The 21044-nt window shown below is 40.8% G+C and carries 19 protein-coding genes and 1 other RNA gene; 5 read left to right on the forward strand and 15 right to left on the reverse strand.

The features are described from left to right. Nucleotides 1-14 precede the first annotated feature (14 nt). The 6 genes from LI074_RS08465 to LI074_RS08490 form a co-directional block, all read right to left on the reverse strand. Complete coding sequence (locus LI074_RS08465) at nt 15-1643, reverse strand: putative polysaccharide biosynthesis protein (RefSeq protein ID WP_022381210.1); 1629 nt, start codon at nt 1641-1643, stop codon at nt 15-17. Nucleotides 1644-1688: 45 nt separating this feature from the next. Further along, on the reverse strand, nt 1689-2363 hold the full coding sequence (gene ung / locus LI074_RS08470; protein WP_008703498.1) for a uracil-DNA glycosylase: 675 nt from the start codon (nt 2361-2363) through the stop codon (nt 1689-1691). Between the two features lie 32 nt (nt 2364-2395). Beyond that, the gene (gene hisF / locus LI074_RS08475) at nt 2396-3154 is read right to left on the reverse strand and encodes an imidazole glycerol phosphate synthase subunit HisF (RefSeq protein WP_008703500.1); all 759 of its coding nucleotides are present in this window, start codon (nt 3152-3154) and stop codon (nt 2396-2398) included. A 1-nt stretch (nt 3155) separates the two neighbouring features. Beyond that, the gene (gene hisH, locus LI074_RS08480; RefSeq protein WP_008703502.1) at nt 3156-3794 is read right to left on the reverse strand and encodes an imidazole glycerol phosphate synthase subunit HisH; all 639 of its coding nucleotides are present in this window, start codon (nt 3792-3794) and stop codon (nt 3156-3158) included. 245 nt (nt 3795-4039) lie between these two features. Then, complete coding sequence (locus tag LI074_RS08485) at nt 4040-5584, reverse strand: sensor histidine kinase (protein ID WP_173698097.1); 1545 nt, start codon at nt 5582-5584, stop codon at nt 4040-4042. Next, nucleotides 5581-6261, reverse strand: coding sequence for a response regulator transcription factor (locus LI074_RS08490; RefSeq protein ID WP_020993968.1), 681 nt, complete (start codon nt 6259-6261; stop codon nt 5581-5583). Before LI074_RS08490 ends, LI074_RS08485 begins: the two co-directional genes overlap by 4 nt. A gap of 406 nt (nt 6262-6667) precedes the next feature. Here LI074_RS08490 and ssrA point away from each other — a divergent pair. Continuing rightward, nucleotides 6668-7016: a transfer-messenger RNA gene (gene ssrA / locus LI074_RS08495) on the forward strand. A gap of 91 nt (nt 7017-7107) precedes the next feature. Here ssrA and LI074_RS08500 read toward each other — a convergent pair. Next, the gene (locus tag LI074_RS08500) at nt 7108-7251 is read right to left on the reverse strand and encodes a hypothetical protein (protein ID WP_173698098.1); all 144 of its coding nucleotides are present in this window, start codon (nt 7249-7251) and stop codon (nt 7108-7110) included. Nucleotides 7252-7466: 215 nt separating this feature from the next. Between LI074_RS08500 and LI074_RS08505 the strand changes: the two genes are divergently transcribed. Beyond that, nucleotides 7467-8015 carry a Uma2 family endonuclease gene (locus tag LI074_RS08505; protein WP_055053630.1) on the forward strand — a complete coding sequence of 183 codons (549 nt, stop codon included), beginning with the start codon at nt 7467-7469 and terminating at the stop codon, nt 8013-8015. A gap of 241 nt (nt 8016-8256) precedes the next feature. On the opposite strand, the gene LI074_RS08510 is transcribed toward LI074_RS08505, so the two are convergent. From LI074_RS08510 to LI074_RS08530, 5 genes are all read right to left on the reverse strand, one after another. Continuing rightward, entirely contained in the window at nt 8257-9264 is a 1008-nt protein-coding gene (locus LI074_RS08510; RefSeq protein ID WP_055053629.1) for an aldo/keto reductase, read from the reverse strand. 117 nt (nt 9265-9381) lie between these two features. Continuing rightward, complete coding sequence (gene efp, locus LI074_RS08515) at nt 9382-9939, reverse strand: elongation factor P (protein WP_008703519.1); 558 nt, start codon at nt 9937-9939, stop codon at nt 9382-9384. Nucleotides 9940-10082: 143 nt separating this feature from the next. Further along, on the reverse strand, nt 10083-10607 hold the full coding sequence (locus LI074_RS08520) for a shikimate kinase (protein WP_022381300.1): 525 nt from the start codon (nt 10605-10607) through the stop codon (nt 10083-10085). Next, nucleotides 10604-11107, reverse strand: coding sequence for a YqeG family HAD IIIA-type phosphatase (locus LI074_RS08525; protein ID WP_008703523.1), 504 nt, complete (start codon nt 11105-11107; stop codon nt 10604-10606). The genes LI074_RS08520 and LI074_RS08525 overlap by 4 nt, the downstream gene beginning before the upstream one ends. A gap of 95 nt (nt 11108-11202) precedes the next feature. Then, on the reverse strand, nt 11203-12564 hold the full coding sequence (locus tag LI074_RS08530; protein WP_008703524.1) for a citrate/2-methylcitrate synthase: 1362 nt from the start codon (nt 12562-12564) through the stop codon (nt 11203-11205). Nucleotides 12565-13055: 491 nt separating this feature from the next. On the opposite strand from LI074_RS08530, the gene gdhA reads away from it, so the two are divergent. Then, nucleotides 13056-14390, forward strand: coding sequence for an NADP-specific glutamate dehydrogenase (gdhA, locus tag LI074_RS08535; protein WP_025577090.1), 1335 nt, complete (start codon nt 13056-13058; stop codon nt 14388-14390). Between the two features lie 136 nt (nt 14391-14526). On the opposite strand, the gene nrdR is transcribed toward gdhA, so the two are convergent. Next, nucleotides 14527-14976: a transcriptional regulator NrdR gene (gene nrdR / locus LI074_RS08540; RefSeq protein WP_008703527.1), complete on the reverse strand. Its 450-nt coding sequence runs from the start codon at nt 14974-14976 to the stop codon at nt 14527-14529. A 280-nt stretch (nt 14977-15256) separates the two neighbouring features. Between nrdR and LI074_RS08545 the strand changes: the two genes are divergently transcribed. Next, nucleotides 15257-15511 (forward strand): YlmC/YmxH family sporulation protein, encoded by a 255-nt coding sequence (locus LI074_RS08545; RefSeq protein ID WP_008703528.1) that lies wholly within the window; start codon nt 15257-15259, stop codon nt 15509-15511. A 219-nt stretch (nt 15512-15730) separates the two neighbouring features. Beyond that, nucleotides 15731-16510 carry an RNA polymerase sporulation sigma factor SigG gene (gene sigG, locus LI074_RS08550; protein ID WP_022381304.1) on the forward strand — a complete coding sequence of 260 codons (780 nt, stop codon included), beginning with the start codon at nt 15731-15733 and terminating at the stop codon, nt 16508-16510. Nucleotides 16511-16649: 139 nt separating this feature from the next. On the opposite strand, the gene LI074_RS08555 is transcribed toward sigG, so the two are convergent. Further along, nucleotides 16650-19538, reverse strand: a complete 2889-nt coding sequence (locus LI074_RS08555) for a CDP-glycerol glycerophosphotransferase family protein (RefSeq protein WP_055053628.1) — start codon at nt 19536-19538, stop codon at nt 16650-16652. A 207-nt stretch (nt 19539-19745) separates the two neighbouring features. Then, nucleotides 19746-21035: a CDP-glycerol glycerophosphotransferase family protein gene (locus LI074_RS08560; protein ID WP_055053627.1), complete on the reverse strand. Its 1290-nt coding sequence runs from the start codon at nt 21033-21035 to the stop codon at nt 19746-19748. Nucleotides 21036-21044 lie beyond the last annotated feature (9 nt).

Here is a 21044-nt window from a genome sequence, read left to right on the forward strand (position 1 = left end):
ATAACTTCTGTTTTTTAATTATTCTGCCAGAACGGAAGTTTCTCTGCAATCCTTATCAGATAGCTTCCACCCGGAATTCTTCTAAGTTGTGATTCTGACGGCTTGCTGATGATCAGGTAAGCAAACAGATAAACAACCGCAGCAACAGGAATGGAAACGATCAGACAAATGAAATTGGATTTTACAAAAATGTTCAGTCCATAGCAGATACAGCCTGCAACAATTCCCATGGGAACAGATGCAAGAACAGGATACAGATATCCTTCTTTCCATGGATTCTTATACTGCAGATATTTCTTCATGGCTCTGTCATTTAACACACATACAACCACAGAATAGATCACCATTGCGATCAGCAGTGCATAAACTCCAAGGTTTGTAGTAAACAGCAGCACTACCACTACCACAATATCCACAACCAGTGCGATTGCAGCCGTAATCACCGGAATCCTCTGCTGTCCGATTGCCTGCAGAACTCCATTGGAAATATTTGACATTCCATTGAGCAGGATCGAAAAAGAACCAAGGATCAGCAGGTTGGCTGCCAGTCCTGTGGAATTTCCGTAAAGCAAAAATACAATCGGCTGTGCAAGCACTGCCAGTCCCATGGCACATGGGGCAGAAACTACCATAGAAAGCTGTACGGTCTGGTCAATGCACTCTCTGGTCGCTTCAATGTCTCCGGTGGCATACAGGGCGGAAACTTCCGGAATCATGGAAGTAGGTGCCGTACTGGACAGCGTCAGAGGAATATTAATAATTGTCATAAAGTAAGTAGCATACTCTGCATATAAAATACCAATCTGTGCCGCATCTCCACCTCTTCTTCCCAGAATATCCGAGAAAAGATACCCATTGATATAAGCATTTACATTATAAACAAAGGCGCTGAGAATGATCGGCGAAACAACCAGGATGATCACACGAAAAATCTCTTTGTAGGACTCTTCCTGGTGTCTGTGATCTCTCTCTACCCGGTGCAGGATTTTTCTGCGGTTCACACCATATACCAGAAGCATGAATGCCAATGCAGTCACCACTCCGGCTCCGGTTCCTACTGTGGAACCTGCTGCCCCCCATTTTGCAATGCTGTTCTCTGTTCCATCTGAGAATGCATTGATAAATCCCCATGCAGCCAGAAGACTGACTGCCGCATTAAATACCTGCTCAATGATCTGGGAGATAGATGTTGGCATCATATTTCTGTATGCCTGAAAATATCCTCTGAATACCCCAAGAATACCGGACAAAAAAATCGTCGGAGCCAGGATCTGAAGTGCCGGAATTGCATCCTTCTGATTCTGAGGGATGATCAGCCCTGCTCCAAAGAGACAGAACAAACCGACCACTCCGCCAATCACCATGGCATAGATCATGGCACCCTTAAAGAACTTATGTGCATTTCTGTAATCCTTCAGAGCAATACGCTCGGAGATCAGCTTGGATACCGCCTGTGGAATACTAAAGGATGCGATCATCAGAAGGATCATATAGGCATTCTGCGCAAGGCTTGTATAGCCCATTCCAAGGCTTCCTATAATATTGGAAAGGGGACTCTTGTACAGAAGACCGATTACCTTGGAGATCATAGCTGCAATCATCAGAAAGGATGCATTTTTTACTAAATTGTTTTTCTGATTCATGTTATCACTGTGTGTCTTTTACCTGACTACACATTACCTCTTTTCTTATATATTTTCTATCTGCCAGTCGATTGGTTCCAGACCATTGGCAACAAGAAATTCGTTTGTTTTACTGAAATGTTTACATCCGAAAAATCCCCTGTAAGCAGACAGAGGACTTGGATGAGGTGCCTCCAGAATCAGATGCTTCGGATTATTCAGCATGGATTTTTTCATCTGCGCCGGACGTCCCCAGAGCAGAAATACAATAGGACGGTCCTGCTCATTCAGAACCTGGATCGCAGCATCCGTAAACTGCTCCCAGCCGATCCCCCTGTGTGAATTTGCCTGATGGGCGCGTACAGTCAGAACTGTGTTCAGAAGAAGCACTCCCTGCTTCGCCCACTTCTCCAGATAGCCGTTATTGGGGATATAGCATCCACAGTCATCATGAAGCTCCTGATAAATATTCACCAGGGACGGTGGCGTCTCCACTCCTCTCTTTACGGAAAAACAAAGCCCATGAGCCTGCCCGTCATTATGATAGGGATCCTGACCCAGAATCACTACCTTCACTTCATTCAACGGTGTAAAATGAAATGCATTAAACAGATCATCCGCAGGAGGAAAAATCTTCCTAGTCTGATATTCTGTCATCACCGTTTTATATAATTTCGCATAATACGGCTGGTGAAACTCCCCCTTCAGGGCTTCCAGCCAGTCACCTGAAATTGCTGACATACCTTATCCTTCACCTCTTATATTTTTCGTGGTCATCGTCTGACAGAAATTCCCCTGTCAGACAGATAATCCTTCACCTGAGAAATCTCCAGTTCTTTATAATGAAACAAAGACGCAGCCAGTGCAGCATCTGCTCCCCCTTCGGTCAGTGCATCATAAAAATGCTCCAGTGTACCTGCACCGCCTGATGCGATCACAGGAATGGAGACAGCATCAGCAATTGCTCTGGTAAGAGCCAGATCATATCCTGCCTTTGTACCGTCACAGTCCATACTGGTAAGAAGGATTTCCCCTGCGCCCAAAGCTTCCACTTTCTTTGCCCACTCTATGGCATCAATCCCTGTATCCAGTCTTCCGCCATGTTTGTAAATATTCCATCCTCCGTCTTCTCTGCGCTTGGCATCAATAGCCACAACTACGCACTGGCTTCCAAACTTGTCAGCCGCCTCACTGATCAGTTCCGGTCTGTCAATTGCTGCAGAATTTACGGAAATCTTATCTGCTCCTTCTCTCAGCAGTTTCTTGAAATCATCTACAGTACGGATACCGCCGCCTACTGTAAACGGGATAAATACATTGGCAGCAACCCGTCTTACCATGTCAACTACCGTATCTCTCTGTTCGCAGGATGCTGTAATATCGAGAAACACCAGTTCATCTGCTCCTGCTGCATCATAGGCTTTGGCAATCTCCACCGGATCACCCGCATCGCGAAGCTGCACAAAATTTACGCCCTTTACCACACGTCCGTTATTTACATCCAGGCAGGGAATAATTCTCTTTGTAAACATTTTATTTTCCCTCCTTCTCAGTATTGCCGTCTTTTCCCACAGCAGCAAAATTTTCAAGTATCTTCAGTCCCCATTTGCTGCTCTTTTCCGGATGGAACTGGCAGGCAAATACATTGTCCTTTTCTACGGAAGCATGAATACAGGTGCTGTATTCTGTAGTAGCCTTTACAATCTCAGGCTCCTCTGCCTGCAGATAATAAGAATGCACAAAATATACATAGGTCTGTTCCGGGATTCCCTGAAACAGTCTGCCATTATTCTGAAAATGCAGGGAATTCCATCCCATATGTGGAATCTTAAGCCCCGGCGCAGGAGGAATCTTAACAATTTTCCCTTTCAGGATTCCAAGGCCTTCCACCCCCGGTGTCTCCTCGCTGCTTTCAAAAAGGAGCTGAAGTCCCAGGCAGATTCCAAGAAATGGCGTCTTCTTCTCTACAATCTCATGGATCACAGGTACAAGTCCGTATGTATGAAGATTCTCCATCGCCTGTCCAAAGCTTCCCACGCCCGGCAGAATTACTTTATCCGCATTTAACAAAGTCTGCGGATCGCGGGTTACTGTTGTTTCTTCCCCAAGATAATGAAGTGCTTTTTCTACACTTTTAATATTTCCGGCATCATAGTCAATTATTGCAATCATGTTATCCTCCTGATGTCATTATCTGTTTTCCTCATTATGGTAATCCAAAGATTTTCCGGATCACATGTCAGACCGGAATAAAATATCCGATCAAAACGCTCCAATACAGTATAACCCAAAAACAGACAGTTGCAAAGTGCTTTCTTTGCTTCTGTCTGTTTTTATTCCGATCATACTACCGGTTACTGTTCACTCCATTCACAGTAACACGCTTCTCACTACGTTCACAATACCCGGATATCTTATCACTGCCTGCAATCCAGAGTGAACCAGAACTCCACGCCATTATCATAATTGCATACCCCATATTTCTGGTTCATACTCTCAATGATTGCCTTAACAATTGAAAGTCCGATACCACTTCCGCCATATTCTCTTGTCCGGGCCTTATCTACTTTGTAGAATTTATTCCAGAGATTTGGGATATCCTCTTCCGGAATCGGAGTACCTGTATTAAATACGGTTACTTTCACACAGTCCTCTTCCTGAAGAACCTTAATTTCTACTTTTCGTTCTCCGTCCAGATGGTTCAGTGCATTGCTTGTATAATTGGTCACAACCTCTTCAATCTTAAACTCATCCGCCCATACATATACAGGTTCTGTTTCTTCAAAAATCACAGTTGCTTCTTTCTGTTCGATCATAATATGCATGGAACCAAGTACACCCCTGATCAGAGATACAATGTCAAATCTTTCCATCACTGGGGCATCTTTACCGGATTCCAGCTGATTCAGCGTCAGCAGGTTTTTGACCAGCTTGTTCATCTTTGAAGCCTCATCCATAATAACTTCACAGTAAAATTCCCTGCTTTCCGGATCATCGGAAATATTTTCATTCAGCCCCTCTGCATATCCCTGGATCAATGCAATAGGAGTTTTCAGCTCATGAGAAACATTATCAAGAAATTCCTTACGCATCTCATCAATTTTAATCTTATCTTCTATGTCTTTCTGAAGCTTGTTATTAGCCGATTTCAACTCTGAGATCGTGCTCTCAAGTTTTCTGGACATTTTGTTAAAGTTATCGCCAAGTACATCAATCTCATTACCTGCCCTGCTTTGATATCTGGCATCAAAATCCAGATCAGACATCTTCTCTGATAATTTGGTCAGTTCACTGATCGGGCGGGTAATACGATTTGTCATCACAAGAATCACAATACCGCTGACCACAATTATGATTATTCCTACAATGAAGTAAAAACTATTGGAAATAGATGCACTTTCCTTAATACTTTCCAGAGGAGAACGGATCAGGAAATAGTAACCATTATCAAACTGTCCCCAGCATTCCACATATTCCATGCCTGCAAAGCGATCATGCACCTGCCACATGGTACAAGTATCTGTCTTTTTGAGCACACGACTGTGCTGCATATCCTGATCCAGATTATTAATATACCCAAACAGCTTACTGCGGAGCATCTTTGCCATATTATTCTCTCCCCAGTAATAATAACCGCTGTTTTCCTCATTTACTATGATCCAGGTAAGGTTATTTCTGGAACTGCTCCTCTCAATCTCATCCGAAATCTCATCTGTTGCCCCTTTTTTGTCCTCTTCTATATCTGTATCATACTGCAGGATGTCATCCAGATTCATCTGAGACAACACTTCTTTTGCCTCCTCCAGCACTTCTACTTTTTTGGATACATAATATTTTTCAAGAAAAAGACCATTGATCAGAGTAATGGTAAAGATCGAAAGCAGTAACAGACTTATAAACACTACTGAAATCTGATGTTGCAGAGTATGAAATTTTTTATCTGTTTTTCCGTTTCCTGTCATTCGTCTACCTCAAACTTGTATCCCATACCCCATACAGTCTTTATATATTCACCTTTATCTCCCATTTTACTTCTGAGCTTCTTAACATGGGTATCAATCGTACGGGCATCTCCAAAGTAGTCATAATTCCATACAGAATTCAGGATCTTTTCTCTGGAAAGTGCGATTCCCTGATTCTCCAGAAAATATGTCAGAAGTTCAAATTCCTTAAAGCTCAGTTCCATAGGCTTACCATCCACAGTAGCCAGATGTGCTGCTTTATCTATAACAATGCCGCCTGCTGAAATCACATCTTCCGGATTATTCTGACCTGTACGTCTCAAAATTGCCTCCACTCTTGCAACAAGGATTTTCGGACTGAATGGTTTGGAGATGTATTCATCTACCCCCAGATCAAATCCAAGAAGCTCATCTCTCTCATCACTTCTTGCAGTCAGCATAATGATCGGAACTTTTGAGTTCTTGCGAATCTCACGGCAAACTTCCCATCCATCCATCTTCGGCATCATGACATCCAGAATGATCAGTGCGATGTCCTTCTCCTCATAAAAGATATCCATGGCTTCTTCACCATTACCGGCTTCCAGTACCTGGAAATTCTTCTTTGTCAGGAAATCCTTTACCAGCTTTCTCATGCGGCTCTCATCATCCACCACCAGGATTTTTAATGTATCCATTTGATCCCCTCCGTTTTTCTTCATTATTTTCCGAAACAGTTTTTACTTTTTATTTATACTGTTTTCCGAGTATTGTTAAAATCCACGACTGTTCAGCGCCTTTACAGCCACAGCGCAAAATCCGGGAAAATCGCCCTCAGCAACAGATTTTATCTTTCATATGGTTACTATAGCAGAGATTTATGTAAGATTTGTGAACATATGACAGAAAAATTATAAGTATTGCTGTTCACAACACCAAATAGCCTCAAATATAAAAATCTTCTTGACAAATTCTGTTTTTATTTCTATACTGTTAATCAGTCGATATATCTTATATAATGAATGATATATCAATATTAAAAAGTGCTTTCGTCTCATCACCAGTGCTGTTTTATGAAAAAACAGCGTTGCAGACTCATTTTCAGGGCTTGTACTGGTTTCGACGGGGGCTTTGAAGTTGGGGAAGCCATCCGCAGACTCCCAGACTGCGTACCAACCGGGAAACTAAATATAAACGCAGACGAACAGTACGCGTTAGCAGCCTAATTGCTGCTCGTCAGCCCTGATGCACTCACACTTCAGGAATCTGACGTCGACCATGTGAGAAACCTTGCCGGGTAAGCTTTGCCCCGGTAGATGTATCATGAAGCTACTAAGGTTGTAAGCCTGTCGGTGGGCGTACATCCAAGGGAATGTTAAAACAGCGACTGTGATGGGAGATGCCTCAATGAATAGGCTTTCGGACGCGGGTTCAATTCCCGCCAGGTCCATAAAATTCCTTGATTTTATAAAGGTTTTATCTCTTGGTTTTTTTAAGTAAGCAGAAAGTAAGCAAGCAAGTGTAATCAAGGCATGATAAAGAGTTTATCCACAAAGTGATACTTTACGGATAAGCTCTTTTTTATAGTCTGATTCGCTTACATCATATGTGTAGAAATTTTCATTTACTTCTGGTGTGTTTCCAATCAGGACAGCAGTTGTCACTGAATCTGCATCATTTACACGCATACGTGAATTTAAAGTCCTGCGAATAGCATGTATACTTTTAACCGGAATTTTTGCCTGTTCACATTTATAACGAGCACATTCAGAAATAGATTCTGGTGTACAATGACCTGTGACAGTAGCAAATTACAAATATAAAAAAGAGTTGCTGCCAGATGGTCAGTGTTGAATATTTTATGTAAATCCACTATAATATAATCAAAAAGGAGCGTGATCGTATGGCTTTACTCAAAGAAGAATCTTATACCATTGAAGATATTTATGCTCTGCCAGATGGCGAAAGAGCTGAACTGATTGACGGACACATCTATTATATGGCACCACCATCGTACAAACATCAGAAACTCGTCATGGAGCTTTCCGCTATCATCCGTAATTATATAAAACAGCACAAAGGAACTTGCGAAGTGCTTCCTGCACCATTCGCCGTATATCTTGATGAAATAAATAATACTTATGTCGAACCAGATATATCTGTGATTTGTGATCCAAACAAACTTGATGATAAAGGATGTAAAGGCGCACCAGACTGGATTATTGAAATTGTATCGCCTGCAAGCAGAAAAATGGATTATCTCCTGAAACTTTTCAAATACCATTCCGCAGGTGTCCGGGAATACTGGATCGTAGATATCGCAAAAAACAGAATTACAGTATACAACTTTAATCATGATTATTCCATTGAAGAATATTCGTTCACTGATACTGTAAAAGCTGGAATTTACGAAGATTTATCTATTGATTTCTCAGAAATTAATATCCTGTAAAATCTAAAAAAGTTGGTAATACATCCCTTCTATATGGGATTTTACCAACTTTTTATTGTGCTTGTTCCATGGCACATCCGATAGTTTGATTACCAAAACACATCTGGTATTCTTTATGGCGCCAAAGGATTTTAATGATGATATCATCATCTGTTACCAATTGTCCCACTTTCTTTTGAACAAAAAAAGACACACCATCTCCATAAAAAACATCCACAGGGTAATTCCCTGTGGATGTTTTTTATTCACCAAACTGTTGTGCACATTCTTTCAGCATTTCGCGGATTGGCAGATGGTACGGACATCTGGTTTCACATTTGCCGCATTCTATACAGGCGGAAGCCTTCACCGCAAGAGAACTGTAACGGTTTCTTGCCCAGTCTCCCAGCCCGTAACGATTAAGATAGCCTGCGAACAGGAACACACCCGAAATATCGATTCCCACACTGCATGGAGCACAGTAATTACATCTGCGGCAGAAATTTGTGCCAAGCTGATTCCGTACTGTCTGAACTTCCTCCAGTTCTTTCTCGCTTAACGGGGAATCATCAAGACAGGCCTTTATATTCTCCTCGATTTCCTTCTCTTCCGCCATTCCCGGGATCACAATAGTAACGTTCTTATTCGAACAGACATAACGCAATGCCAGCGTTCCATTTTCAATTGCACCACCGGCCAGAGGTTTCATATCAATAAAGCCGATGTTTTTCTCCTCACATTTTGAGATCAGCTCTTCCCCCTGACTCTCTACAATATTATATGGAAACATAATAGTTTCCACCCAGTCAAGCTCCAGAGCCCGGGCAAAAACCTCCACAGAATGAGCGGTCAGACCAATATGTTCGATTTTTCCTGCTGCTCTTGCCTCCTGCAGTGCTTCAAGGGCACCACCGGCCGCCTGCACCTGATCAAGCTGTTCCATACTCGGATTATGCACCTGGTATAATTCAATATGATCTGTACGAAGATTATGAAGACTCTTCTCAATATCTTCAGCCATAGCTTCCTTTGTACGTGCCATGGACTTTGTGGCAATTATAAATCTGTCCCTGATACCTTCCAGTGCATATCCCAGATATTCTTCACTGACCGTATATCCTCTGGCTGTATCAATATAATTTACTCCCCGGTCTGCCAGCTTATGCAGCAGTGTCTTTGTTCCTTCCGCATCAATTTTCTGGATCGGTATCCCGCCAAGGCCCATTCTGGAAACCCTGAGACCGGTTTTTCCAAGTGTTACATATTCCATATTTTTTTCTCCTATTTTCAATCAGAGATAAAAAACTGCCACCGGATCTTACCGATGGCAGTTTTTATCTCTTTACATCTGTCGATCAGACAAAACAAACAACTGGTTTCATCCTGATTATACTCGAGAAAGATATTCTCCTGTTCTTGTATCGATTTTCAGTTTGTCGCCCTGGTTAACGAACAGCGGAACCTGAACCTGTGCACCTGTTTCTACAGTAGCCGGTTTTGTAGCACCCTGTGCTGTATTTCCGGCAAATCCCGGCTCTGTCTCAGTAACTTCAAGTTCTACGAACAGAGGAGGCTCAATAGCAAATACATTTCCGTTGTGGGAACAGATCTTAACCATCTCGTTCTCTTTAACGAATTTAAGAGAATCTCCAACCTGATCTTTTGTAAGACCAACCTGATCGTATGTCTCTACGTTCATGAAGTAGTACAGATCACCATCATCATACAGATACTGCATATCTACACGCTCAATACGTGCAGCCGGGAATTTCTCTGTTGGACGGAAAGATTTCTCAAGAACTGCTCCTGTAATAATGTTTTTGTATTTTGTTCTTACGAAAGCAGCACCCTTTCCTGGTTTTACGTGCTGGAATTCAACGATCTGACATACGTTTCCGTCAATTTCAAGTGTGATACCGTTTTTGAAATCACCTGCTGAAATCATAGTTATATTTCCTCCTTAATAGTACAGTTCAGCAATGCTGTGTCTTTTGACAACAACAGCCGTTCAAAGTGTGTGTCCCTCTCATGCTTTTCTCAGTTTTGTGACACACTCTTATTTAATTTTATAATATTCTGCTGTTTTTTTCAACTATTTTTTACACATGTTTTTAATTTTTCTTCAAGCTGAGCAATCAGATCCTCAAACGGCTTATCTCCTGTGATCATCTCAACATCTGCAAACTTCGCATAAACCGGATCGCGCTGTTTAAGAAGTTTTCTGATCTTATCTTCTTTGTCTTCTCCCTCGATCAGAGGATTGCTGCTGGAATTTTCCAGTCTCTTCTTCAACGTTGCATAAGATCCCTTCAAATATACTATAGTTCCCAGTTTTTTAATATATTTTGCATTCTGTTCCTGCATCGGAAGACCGGACCCCAGAGAAATAATCTTCTGTTCCGGATCATCGATCAGTGCCTTGATCACAGTTGTCTCAAGAGCTCTGTAAAATGGTTCTCCGAATCTGTCAAAGATTTCTTTCATTGTAAGGTTCATCTTCTTTGATACTACGCGGTCAACGTCTACAAAAGGAAGATTGAAATCTTTTGCCAGCCGTTTTCCTACTCTTGTCTTACCTGAACCCATAAATCCTATGATAACAATATGGTTCATGAATTCCCCTCCTCTTTGCGGTAAAAATATAGTACAATTCTTTCAAGATATCGTTTCAGTACGATCTGAATCTCTTCTTTCGGATTGAGTGGTTTCACCAGAATATTCCGGATTCCTGTGCGTTTCGCACCATATATATCAGTAAAGAGCTGATCTCCTATAAAAACTGTATTACTTCTGTCTGTCCCAAGAAGTTCCATTGCCCTGATATAATTTTTTGTTGAAGGCTTGTGTGCATTCTCGATAAACTGCGCTCCTATCGCATCATTAAAAGAAGAAACTCTCTCGTACTGGTTGTTTGACAGAAAACAGCATTTAAATCCAAGTTCCTTCAGATGTGCAAACAGCGCACATGCTCTCTCATCTGCCGGTGCACCATGAGGTACCAGAGTATTATCTATATCAAACAGAAGTCCTCTGTATCCCTGCGCATACAGATCATCGAAGTTTATCACATAGGTCGAATCCAGATATTCATCCGGAAAAAAGCAATTAAACATCCGTAGTCATTTCCTTTATTTATATTTTTTCTGAAAACAAGATCAGCGATAAGTGTCTGACAGTACGCTGTCCCCGAAATACTGAATCATTATGATCAGCGTTCATTAAGAGGAACATATACTGCCGGTTCCAGAACATTCTTATATGCCGGACGGATGATCTTATCTGCATTAATGAGCTCTTCCATACGGTGCGCACTCCATCCTACGATACGTGCAACTGCAAACATCGGTGTATATAATTCCAGTGGCAGATCCAGCATACTGTACACAAAACCGCTGTAAAAGTCTACATTGGCGCTTACACCTTTATAAATACGACGCTCTTCTGCAATTACTTCAGGTGCCAGACGTTCCACCATAGAATACAGGGCATAATCTTTCATTCTGCCTTTTTCCCTTGCCAGAGTTTCCACATATGCCTTGAAAACTTCAGCTCGCGGATCAGACACTGAATAAATCGCATGTCCCATTCCATAGATCAGTCCCTTCCGGTCAAATGCCTCTTTATGAAGAAGTCTCTTCAGATATGTCCGGACCTCGTCTTCATCCTTCCAGTCCTTAACTTCCTTCTTCATATCATCAAACATCCTGACAACTTTAATGTTGGCACCGCCATGCTTTGGTCCCTTTAATGAGCCAAGTGCTGCGGCAATCGCAGAATATGTATCAGTTCCTGATGAGGAAACCACATGAGTTGTGAATGTAGAGTTATTACCTCCGCCATGTTCCATATGAAGGATAAGCGCAATATCCAAGATCTTTGCCTCCAGATGTGAATACTTCTTATCCGGACGAAGCATTCTCAGAATGTTCTCTGCTGTGGTAAGTTCTTTCTTCGGATTATGGATATAGAGACTCTTATCTTTAATATAATGGTTATAAGCCTGATATCCATAAACAGATAAAAGCGGAAATACACTGATCAGATTCAGACACTGTCTGAGCACATTCGGCAATGATGTATCGTCAGGGTTGGTATCATAAGAATATAAAGTAAGCACACTTCTGGAAAGCCCGTTCATGATATCCTTGCTCGGAGCCTTCATTATAACATCACGCACAAAATTTGTAGGAAGTGACCGCTGATTTGCCAGAAGCTGTGTAAAATCTGCAAGCTGTTTCTTATCCGGAAGACTGCCAAATAATAAAAGATAGGTAACTTCTTCAAATCCATATCTGTCATCTTCGATAAATCCCCTGGTAAGATCTTTGATATCATATCCTCTGTAGGAAAGACTTCCAGCACATGGAACTTCTTTGCCATCAACAATCTTTGTGGCTTTCACATTAGAAACCTGAGTCAGGCCTGCAAGAACCCCTTTTCCATTAATATCACGAAGACCTCTCTTCACATCATATTTTGCATACAGAGAAAGATCCAGACTTGTATGTTCCTTGCAAACCTCCGTCAGATTTTCAATTTCAGGTGTTACTTTGGTTTTAAATCCCGCCATGTAATAAATCTCCTTTCTTCACAATTCTCTCGATAATGATTCCCTCCTCGTTTCTGTCATCGCAACAATTTGTAGATGCACATCTCTGTAAATATTATAGCATTTTTTTCTCTTTCGGTCTACATCTTATATATTCTGTTTCTGAATAGAAAAAATCAGATTACCGCTTACTGTTCACGCACTACTGTCCTGCGAGCGTTTTTTAACTTCCATTTGCAGTTTCTTACGGATACATGGCAATATAAGAACCGAAACGTACAGTGCGAATTTACGCAGTTTTTATAAATATACTGTATTTTTTAGAAATTGCTATAAATTGTATGGATGATTTTTAACATTTTCTCATACTTGGCGCCATTTCGCAAGTACAAATTTTGTTCAAAAAATTTTCATAAAAAAATTTTCATTTGGCTCTTTCCATTTGTAACACTTTAGTGTATAATAACGTCGATTTAAAAAATAATTATACGATGGACGAGGAGGAAATCATAATGTCTTATACTGAAGAAGTATACGAAAGAGTCGTAGCACAGAATCCAAATGAGCCTGAATTCCATCAGGCAGTAAAGGAAGTTTTAGACTCCCTTAAAGTCGTAATCGACAAAAATGAAGAGAAATACCGCAAGCTTTCCATTCTGGAACGTCTTGTTGAGCCTGAAAGAATCATCTCTTTCCGAGTTCCGTGGGTAGACGATAAAGGTGTTGTACAGGTAAACAAAGGTTATCGTGTACAGTTCAACAGTGCGATCGGACCATACAAAGGTGGTTTAAGATTCCATCCGTCAGTAAACCAGGGAATCCTTAAATTTTTAGGTTTCGAACAGATTTTCAAGAACTCCCTTACAGGTCTTCCGATCGGTGGCGGTAAAGGTGGTTCAAACTTTGATCCTAAAGGAAAATCTGACAGAGAAGTTATGGCATTCTGCCAGAGCTTTATGACAGAACTTTCCAAATATATCGGTGCTGACATGGACGTTCCTGCAGGTGATATCGGTGTAGGCGGACGTGAGATTGGTTATCTGTACGGACAGTACAAGAGAAACCGCGGATTATACGAGGGTGTTCTCACAGGTAAAGGTCTTTCCTACGGTGGATCTTTAATCCGTACACAGGCTACAGGATATGGTCTTGTATATATGCTGAACGAAATGGTTAAAGCTAAAAACGACACAATCTCCGGTAAAACTCTCATCGTAACAGGTTCCGGTAATGTTGCCATCTACGCAGTAGAGAAAGCTGCCGAACTTGGCGGTAAAGTTGTTGCTATGTGCGACTCCAACGGATATATCTATGATCCGGAAGGAATCAAACTTGACATCGTTAAAGATATCAAAGAAGTAAAACGTGGACGTATCAAAGAATACGCAGATCGCGTAGAAGGCGCTACTTATACAGAAGGAAAAGGTATCTGGAACATCAAATGTGATATCTATCTTCCATGCGCAACTCAGAATGAACTTGACCTTGATGCTGTTAAGATCCTTATTGCAAACGGATGCAAATATGTTGCAGAAGGTGCAAATATGCCTACTACCCGCGAGGCAACTGATTACCTTATGGCAAACGGTGTAATATTTATGCCTGGTAAAGCAGCTAATGCCGGTGGTGTTGCTACTTCCGCACTTGAAATGTGCCAGAACTCTGCAAGACTTTCCTGGACAGCAGAAGAAGTTGATACAAAACTTCATCAGATCATGGTTGATATCTTCCATAAAGTTGATGATGCTTCCAAGCGTTATGATATGGAAGGCAACTATGTTGCAGGCGCTAATATCGCAGGCTTCGAGAAAGTTGTAGATGCTATGATCGCTCAGGGTATTGTTTAATTTATTTTAGTTAATTACCCCCATAAAAATACACATAAAGAGCCGGCGGGATATTATTCTCGTCGGCTCTTTATATTTGCCCGTAAATCCTTTCACACAGAGCATTCATACATTACTGTTCACACAGAACTCTTATTTAATTCATAAACTTCTTCAGCTCGTCCATAAAAGTACTGACATCTTTAAATTCTCTGTATACAGACGCAAAACGTACATAAGCAACTGCATCCAGATCTTTCAAATGTTCCATAACGATCTCACCAATTCTGGTGCTGGAAATCTCTTTCTCTTCGGTATTAAAGATTTCTCCCTCTATGGCATCCATCATCTCTTCAATCTTATCTATGGATATTGGTCTTTTATAGCAGGCTCTCAGAATTCCCGACTGAATTTTACTGCGATTATACTGTTCTCTGTTCTGATCTTTTTTGATCACAGTAAGCGGAATACTTTCCACCTTTTCATATGTGGTAAATCTCCTTCCGCAGGCATCACACAAACGACGGCGACGGATAGAATTGGTATCTTCTACCGGTCTGGAATCAACTACTCTCGTATTATCCTGATTACAAAATGGACACTTCATACGACGTCCCCCTTTAATTCGTATTACTGTTTTCTGCTTATGTACTATATACTTGATTCGGTTAAACGGCTACAAATACGTTACTGTTCACTCCATTCTCAGTAACACAAATACAAACAGTTATATATAGTTTTATTATACTGTATTTCTATTTAAGGTGTCAATAAAAGGACTTGCATAAATTTTTGCAAAAATACATAAATTGTTATCAAACGCATATCAGATTCTGAAAGCATTGGCACGACAGTCTGATTTTAACCGGAAGGACTGTATCTGATTTATGAAAATCTGTGAATTAAAGCAAAAAGAAGTAATTAATATCTGTACCTGCCGCAGTCTCGGATGTCCCATTGATGCGGAATTTGACTGCAAAAGCAGTCAACTCACCGCCCTTATACTTCCAGGCCCCGGAAGATTCTGCTGCCTGTTCGGACGTGATAATGAATATATCATTCCCTGGGAATGTATCAGCCAGATCGGGGACGATATCATCCTTGTGAAAATAGACGAAGAAAAATGTTTCCATAAAGGCTGATATTTCACCGCAGAGAATTGTCAAGGACCTATATTTTTTATATTTTCCCGGTCAAAGTATAAATCCACTGCTATATGAGAATCATTCTTACTGAAGTATATGACAACTATTCGGCAGCCACTGTCCTTTTTTTATTTCCTGAAATGATTTCGGAGGATCCTGGCTCATATCTGCGAATAGTCGGTTTACATCCAGAGATAATAAGGAGGATTCAATAAGATGGCACTGAACAAAGTTGAAATCTGCGGAGTCAATACGTCGAAACTTCCTGTTCTTACAGCAGAAGAAAAAGCGGAACTGTTCAGACGGATCAAAAGCGGCGATGAACAGGCACGTGAATTGTACATTAAAGGAAATCTACGTCTTGTTCTCAGCGTAATACGACGATTTCAGAACAGCAGCGAAAATGCCGATGACCTTTTTCAGATCGGATGTATTGGTCTGATCAAGGCCATTGACAACTTTGATACCACTTTACAGGTAAAATTTTCCACTTATGCAGTTCCAATGATCATAGGCGAAATCAGGCGATATCTCAGGGATAACAACAGTATCCGCGTCAGCCGTTCTCTTCGTGATATTGCATACAAAGCAATCTATACCCGCGAAAATTATATGAAGCAGCACCTGAAAGAACCTACAGTTACCGAAATTGCACAGGAAATTGGTATCGAAAAAGAAATGATCGTATATGCCCTTGATGCTATCCAAAATCCTGTGAGTCTCTTTGAACCGGTCTATACAGAAGGCGGTGATACTCTTTATGTCATGGATCAGATCAGTGACAAAAAAAACAAAGAAGAACGCTGGATTGAAAATCTTGCTCTCCGCGAAGCTATGCAGAGGCTGAACAGCCGCGAAAAGCATATCATAGAACTGCGCTTCTACGAAGGAAAGACGCAGATGGAAGTAGCTCAGGAAATCGGCATCTCCCAGGCACAGGTCAGTCGTCTCGAAAAAAATGCACTGAAATCCATGCGTAATTATCTGCGTCCATAAAATGATAATTCAAGATCCGTATTCAGAAAAGCAGCCTGGCCCAATACCTGCCAGACTGCCTTACATATCTTTTAAAATATACCGTTTTCCGCCTCTTTCCAATGAGGTTCTGATCCGTCTGTGAAGCTTTAATGAAGCTTTAACACTTCAACAAATTCTGCCAGTTTTCTATATTAAATATCTGCTTCACATCCAGAGCCCCTGACATTGCAGGAAAGAACTTCTTCATATCAGTAAATACCAGAGCATAGTCGAACTTTGACATTCCGATCATCCTGCGAAGCTCACGCCTGTAAAAATCCAGAAGCATCTCCGGCACTTCTGTTTTCTTAGATTTCATAAACTTTTTATGACATACATATTCTTCGTCCGTAGCCGGGTAGGAACGCTTCCAGTATAAAACCCTGATTTCTTTTGGCAGACTATTCAGTTTCTCAGAAGACTCCTCTTCTTTTGCACCATTCCCGATCAACGTCACATCAAAATGCTCATAATCCACTTTGTTCAGAAATTCATAGAATGCCTCTGTCTCCTGTGTATCACTGAAATCTCCTGCATATACCAGAAGTTTTACTTTATCTGTCTGATTCAGATATATCGGATTTACCGGTTCTTTTCCATCAAGCAGGACTTCTGCTATACGTTTGCATGCTTTTCCATCATCTCTCGGACATATCTGTTCTCTTGCTTTTTCATACTTCTCTTTACAGGAAGCAGCCACTCCCGGAAGATCCTTCAGAAGTTCACCAAGCTTCTCAGGGGTAGACACTGCCGGTCCCGGAAGTTTGTCAAATCCGAAGTACAGACCTCTATAATCTTCAAAATTCTCCGCATCCGGCACATAAAACAGAATCGGTTTTCCTGTCAGCATGAAATCATAAAAAATACTGGAATAATCAGAAATCAGTACATCTGTCACTGACAAAATCTCATTTGTATCCATTGTTGCAGGAATAAATTTTGTCTGCGCATCACCAGGTTCCATGGCATTCTCTTTCATATAGTGATATACGATCTGATGAAGCTTGACAAAGATCTGATATTCATTTGTATCTATACTGTTCTCCATTACATTGATCAGCTTATAGACATCCTGCAAATCTGTATCCGGACGGCTGTATTGTTCGCCTCTCCATGTCGGTGCATAAAGAATAATCTTTTTATCTTCCTTTACGTCCACTCCGCAATCCTTAAGTTCCTGTATCACTTCTGCTCTGTCACTGTCAAAAAGCTTATCATTACGCGGGAAACCCTCTTCCAGCACTGTGCCTTCATACAGATTCTGCATTTTATACGAATCTTTGTATGCTGTCTTTGTCATATAAGGTCCGGAGGAAACTATATAATCTGCACTGAGCAGATTTCTTGCTGTATTTCCCTGAGAGATATTTGCTCCCGGAATATCAAATCCCATATTCTTCAGAGGAGTTCCATGCCAGGTATCGATCAGTACCTGACCTTCTCTTTTAAGGAAATAGCTTGGAAAGCTTACATTATTTACCAGATATTTCACTGTCGCAAGTTCTTTACAGTATTCCTTTGATTTATATTTTACAAATCGCACGTTCGGATATTTTTCGTATTTTTCAATCTGTTTTCTGTTATCCTCGAAGTCCTCAAGCACCCAGATATGGGTATAATCCTGATACTCTTCTTTTTCAAGAAGATACAAAAACAGAGCATAAGGATTACAGATCATACCACGTCCGCCAAAAGCTTCATAAAGAATTGTATTATCTCTTATCTGGTATTCCTTTACAAACTCGGCATAGCTGGTTCTAAGCGGATATTTCTCCCTGCACTCCAGAATCTGTTCTTCATTTTTCATATAAAAGGTCTTGATTCCCATTACACGATTAAAAAGACGATTCCACTCTTTAACTGCCTTCTCAATGGCAAAGTCCTCAGATTTCCAGATTGCATTTCTGGACATCTCTCTGCGGAGTTCTTCATCATGTGCCAGCTTCAGCATCGCATCTGTAAATTTTTTTGTATCAAAAGCTTCCGGCAGGTATCCTGTTTTTCCATCATCGATGATCAGATCCATCGCTCCTGTATGGAATGCGATGACAGGAAGACCAAATTCAAAGGCTTCCATGATAACCATCGGCCATCCTTCCCACCTGGACGGAAGAAGGAAAACAGAAGAATTCAGGTAATACTTCTCCGGCTCATTTGTATAACCGACAAAATTAACTCTGTCCTCAATACCACGTCTCTTTGCATCCGCCACAATCTGATTCCAGAGATCACCGGCTCCGATAATATCCAGCTGCCATTCATCATCCTGCTTACAGAATTCTTCAAAAGATTCCATCATCAGATCAAGACCCTTGGCATATACAAATCGTGTAGCCATAAGGAAACGCTTGGATTTTGGGTCGCATTTTCTCTCACTCACGAAGCTTCGGGGATTAATTTTAACTTCTGTATCAATATCCAGAAATTTTTTGTAATCGCGCTTATCATAGTCACTGAGAACAATGTATCTGTCCAGCTTCGGCAGATATTCCTGGAGCAGACATTCCTGTTTCCAGAATACGACATTAGGAACATCAAGATATCCGGCATAACAGTTATGCTGCCATCCGATTGTCTTTGCATTCAGCTCCGGCGCCAGCATACCCAGACGAAGGCTTAAACTTGCAGTTGTGATAATAATATCATAATTCTGCTCATTTAAATATTTTACCCATTTTTCTCTGGTCTTTTTCGGGAAAATCGCATCTGCCAGAATATCATTATATTTTTCTTTATTAAAAATCCCATATTTGGCATTCAGTTTCTGAACAAGATAACGCCAGCAGAAAGCCGGTGTATGATGTCGATTGACAAACTCATTATTATCAATAAAGTCAACCTTGATATCCTCACTCATATGATACATATTCCGGTCTTCTTTAAATCTGTCCTGATATACCATGATCGTCACATCATGCTCTTTTACAAGTTCATTCGCAAGAAGTGTGACAACTCGCTTAGTTCCGCCAAGATCAAATATCTTGGTGCACCAAATACATATTTTCATTTATCTTTTTCTCCTGTTATGACTTTCTGATATCTGTATCCTATAGCAATTCCATAAAATAATGCAATCAAGACAGTTCAGCAGAGTGTGAAGGACAAGGAAGATATCTGCAGGCGTGCTGACGCACGGCAAAGATATCTGACGCAGGACTTCACGCTATGATGGACTGGATTGTTTGCAGTAATTTATGGAATTGCTATAATATCATTACATTGTAATGTTAAAATAATCCAACACACGCTGGCAGTAATTGTCACACACATTATGTGTTTTTGCTCTTACACTGGCGCGCTGTTCTTTATAATTATCTTTTCCGTTTTTAATATCCAGGATGAAATTCTCAAAATCCTGCATATTATACATATGTTCGCCAGGCATATATTCCAGCGGATCATCAAACACCCATCCTCTGGATTCCGTATAAGCCTCATAATCATCCAGTGTGAATCCAAGCGGTCTGTCTAACAGCAGATAATCAATCGCAACAGAAGAATAGTCAGAAACCAGCGCATCCGAACAGTTGATAAACTCATAAAGCTGCAGTCCGTTATCCGCAAGATCTCCGTTCTCCAGATAAACAATATTGGTAAGGACATTCTCACCAAAATCATAAGGTACCTGAAGGTAATGCTTCTTGATAACAATAAGAATATGATTCTCCTTACAGAACTTATTCAGTTCCAGAAGCTTATCTGCATCATCAATGATAGGAATATTGAATTCATTATTTAAGGTTTCCTCGTTCAGACGCTCACTGGAAGCATGTCTGTAGGTTGGCATCCACAGGATCAGTTTCTCGCTGTCTGTTTCCTTCAGAAGTTTCTTTTTATATTCATCTGCACGTTCACTGCCCTTAAGCATCATATCATAACGGGGATATCCAAACGAGAGCAGTTTTTTGGAAGTACATCCAAAAAATTCCATTTTGGTCTTAATGAAAATGTCCCCCGGTACCAGACAATAATCAAAGAAAACCTTACGCCCGTTCTTATTTGCCTTGTAACCACAGCCATGCCAGAGATCGATAAAGAGCTGATTTCTTCTCGACATACCAATCCAGTTAAAAGCCTGGGTGTAAAAAATATATTTTGATGTCAGTGCATATTTATATGCTTCTGCTCTTCGGATCGTGGAACCTTTCTTAAAGTTCTGCACAAATTTCACATTTTCAAACTGATATTCTTTATATTTAGACGGTTCATGGACCAGCCATACAATCTCATACTTTTTGTTGTATCCTTTCTCAATAAGATAGTCAAACAAAGCACGACCATTATCCGTAAAATCATCATTTGTTTCAAAGAGCATTCTATTCTCTACAAGTGCAGGGGGGAATTTCTTAAGGCGTCTGATCTTGCGATTATCATATAATCCATAGGTCACAGTTGCCCATGTCTCCTGCAACATAGCTTTTCTTCCCTTTTGAACTCTGACCTTGTTAATCTTGTTAATGGATTTTTTCAGTTTTTTTATTTTCTTTTTTATTCTTTTTTTCATATCTGGCTC

The sequence above is a fragment of the Blautia sp. MSK18_10 genome (genome assembly GCF_020553185.1).
GTDB lineage: Bacteria > Bacillota > Clostridia > Lachnospirales > Lachnospiraceae > Blautia_A > Blautia_A wexlerae.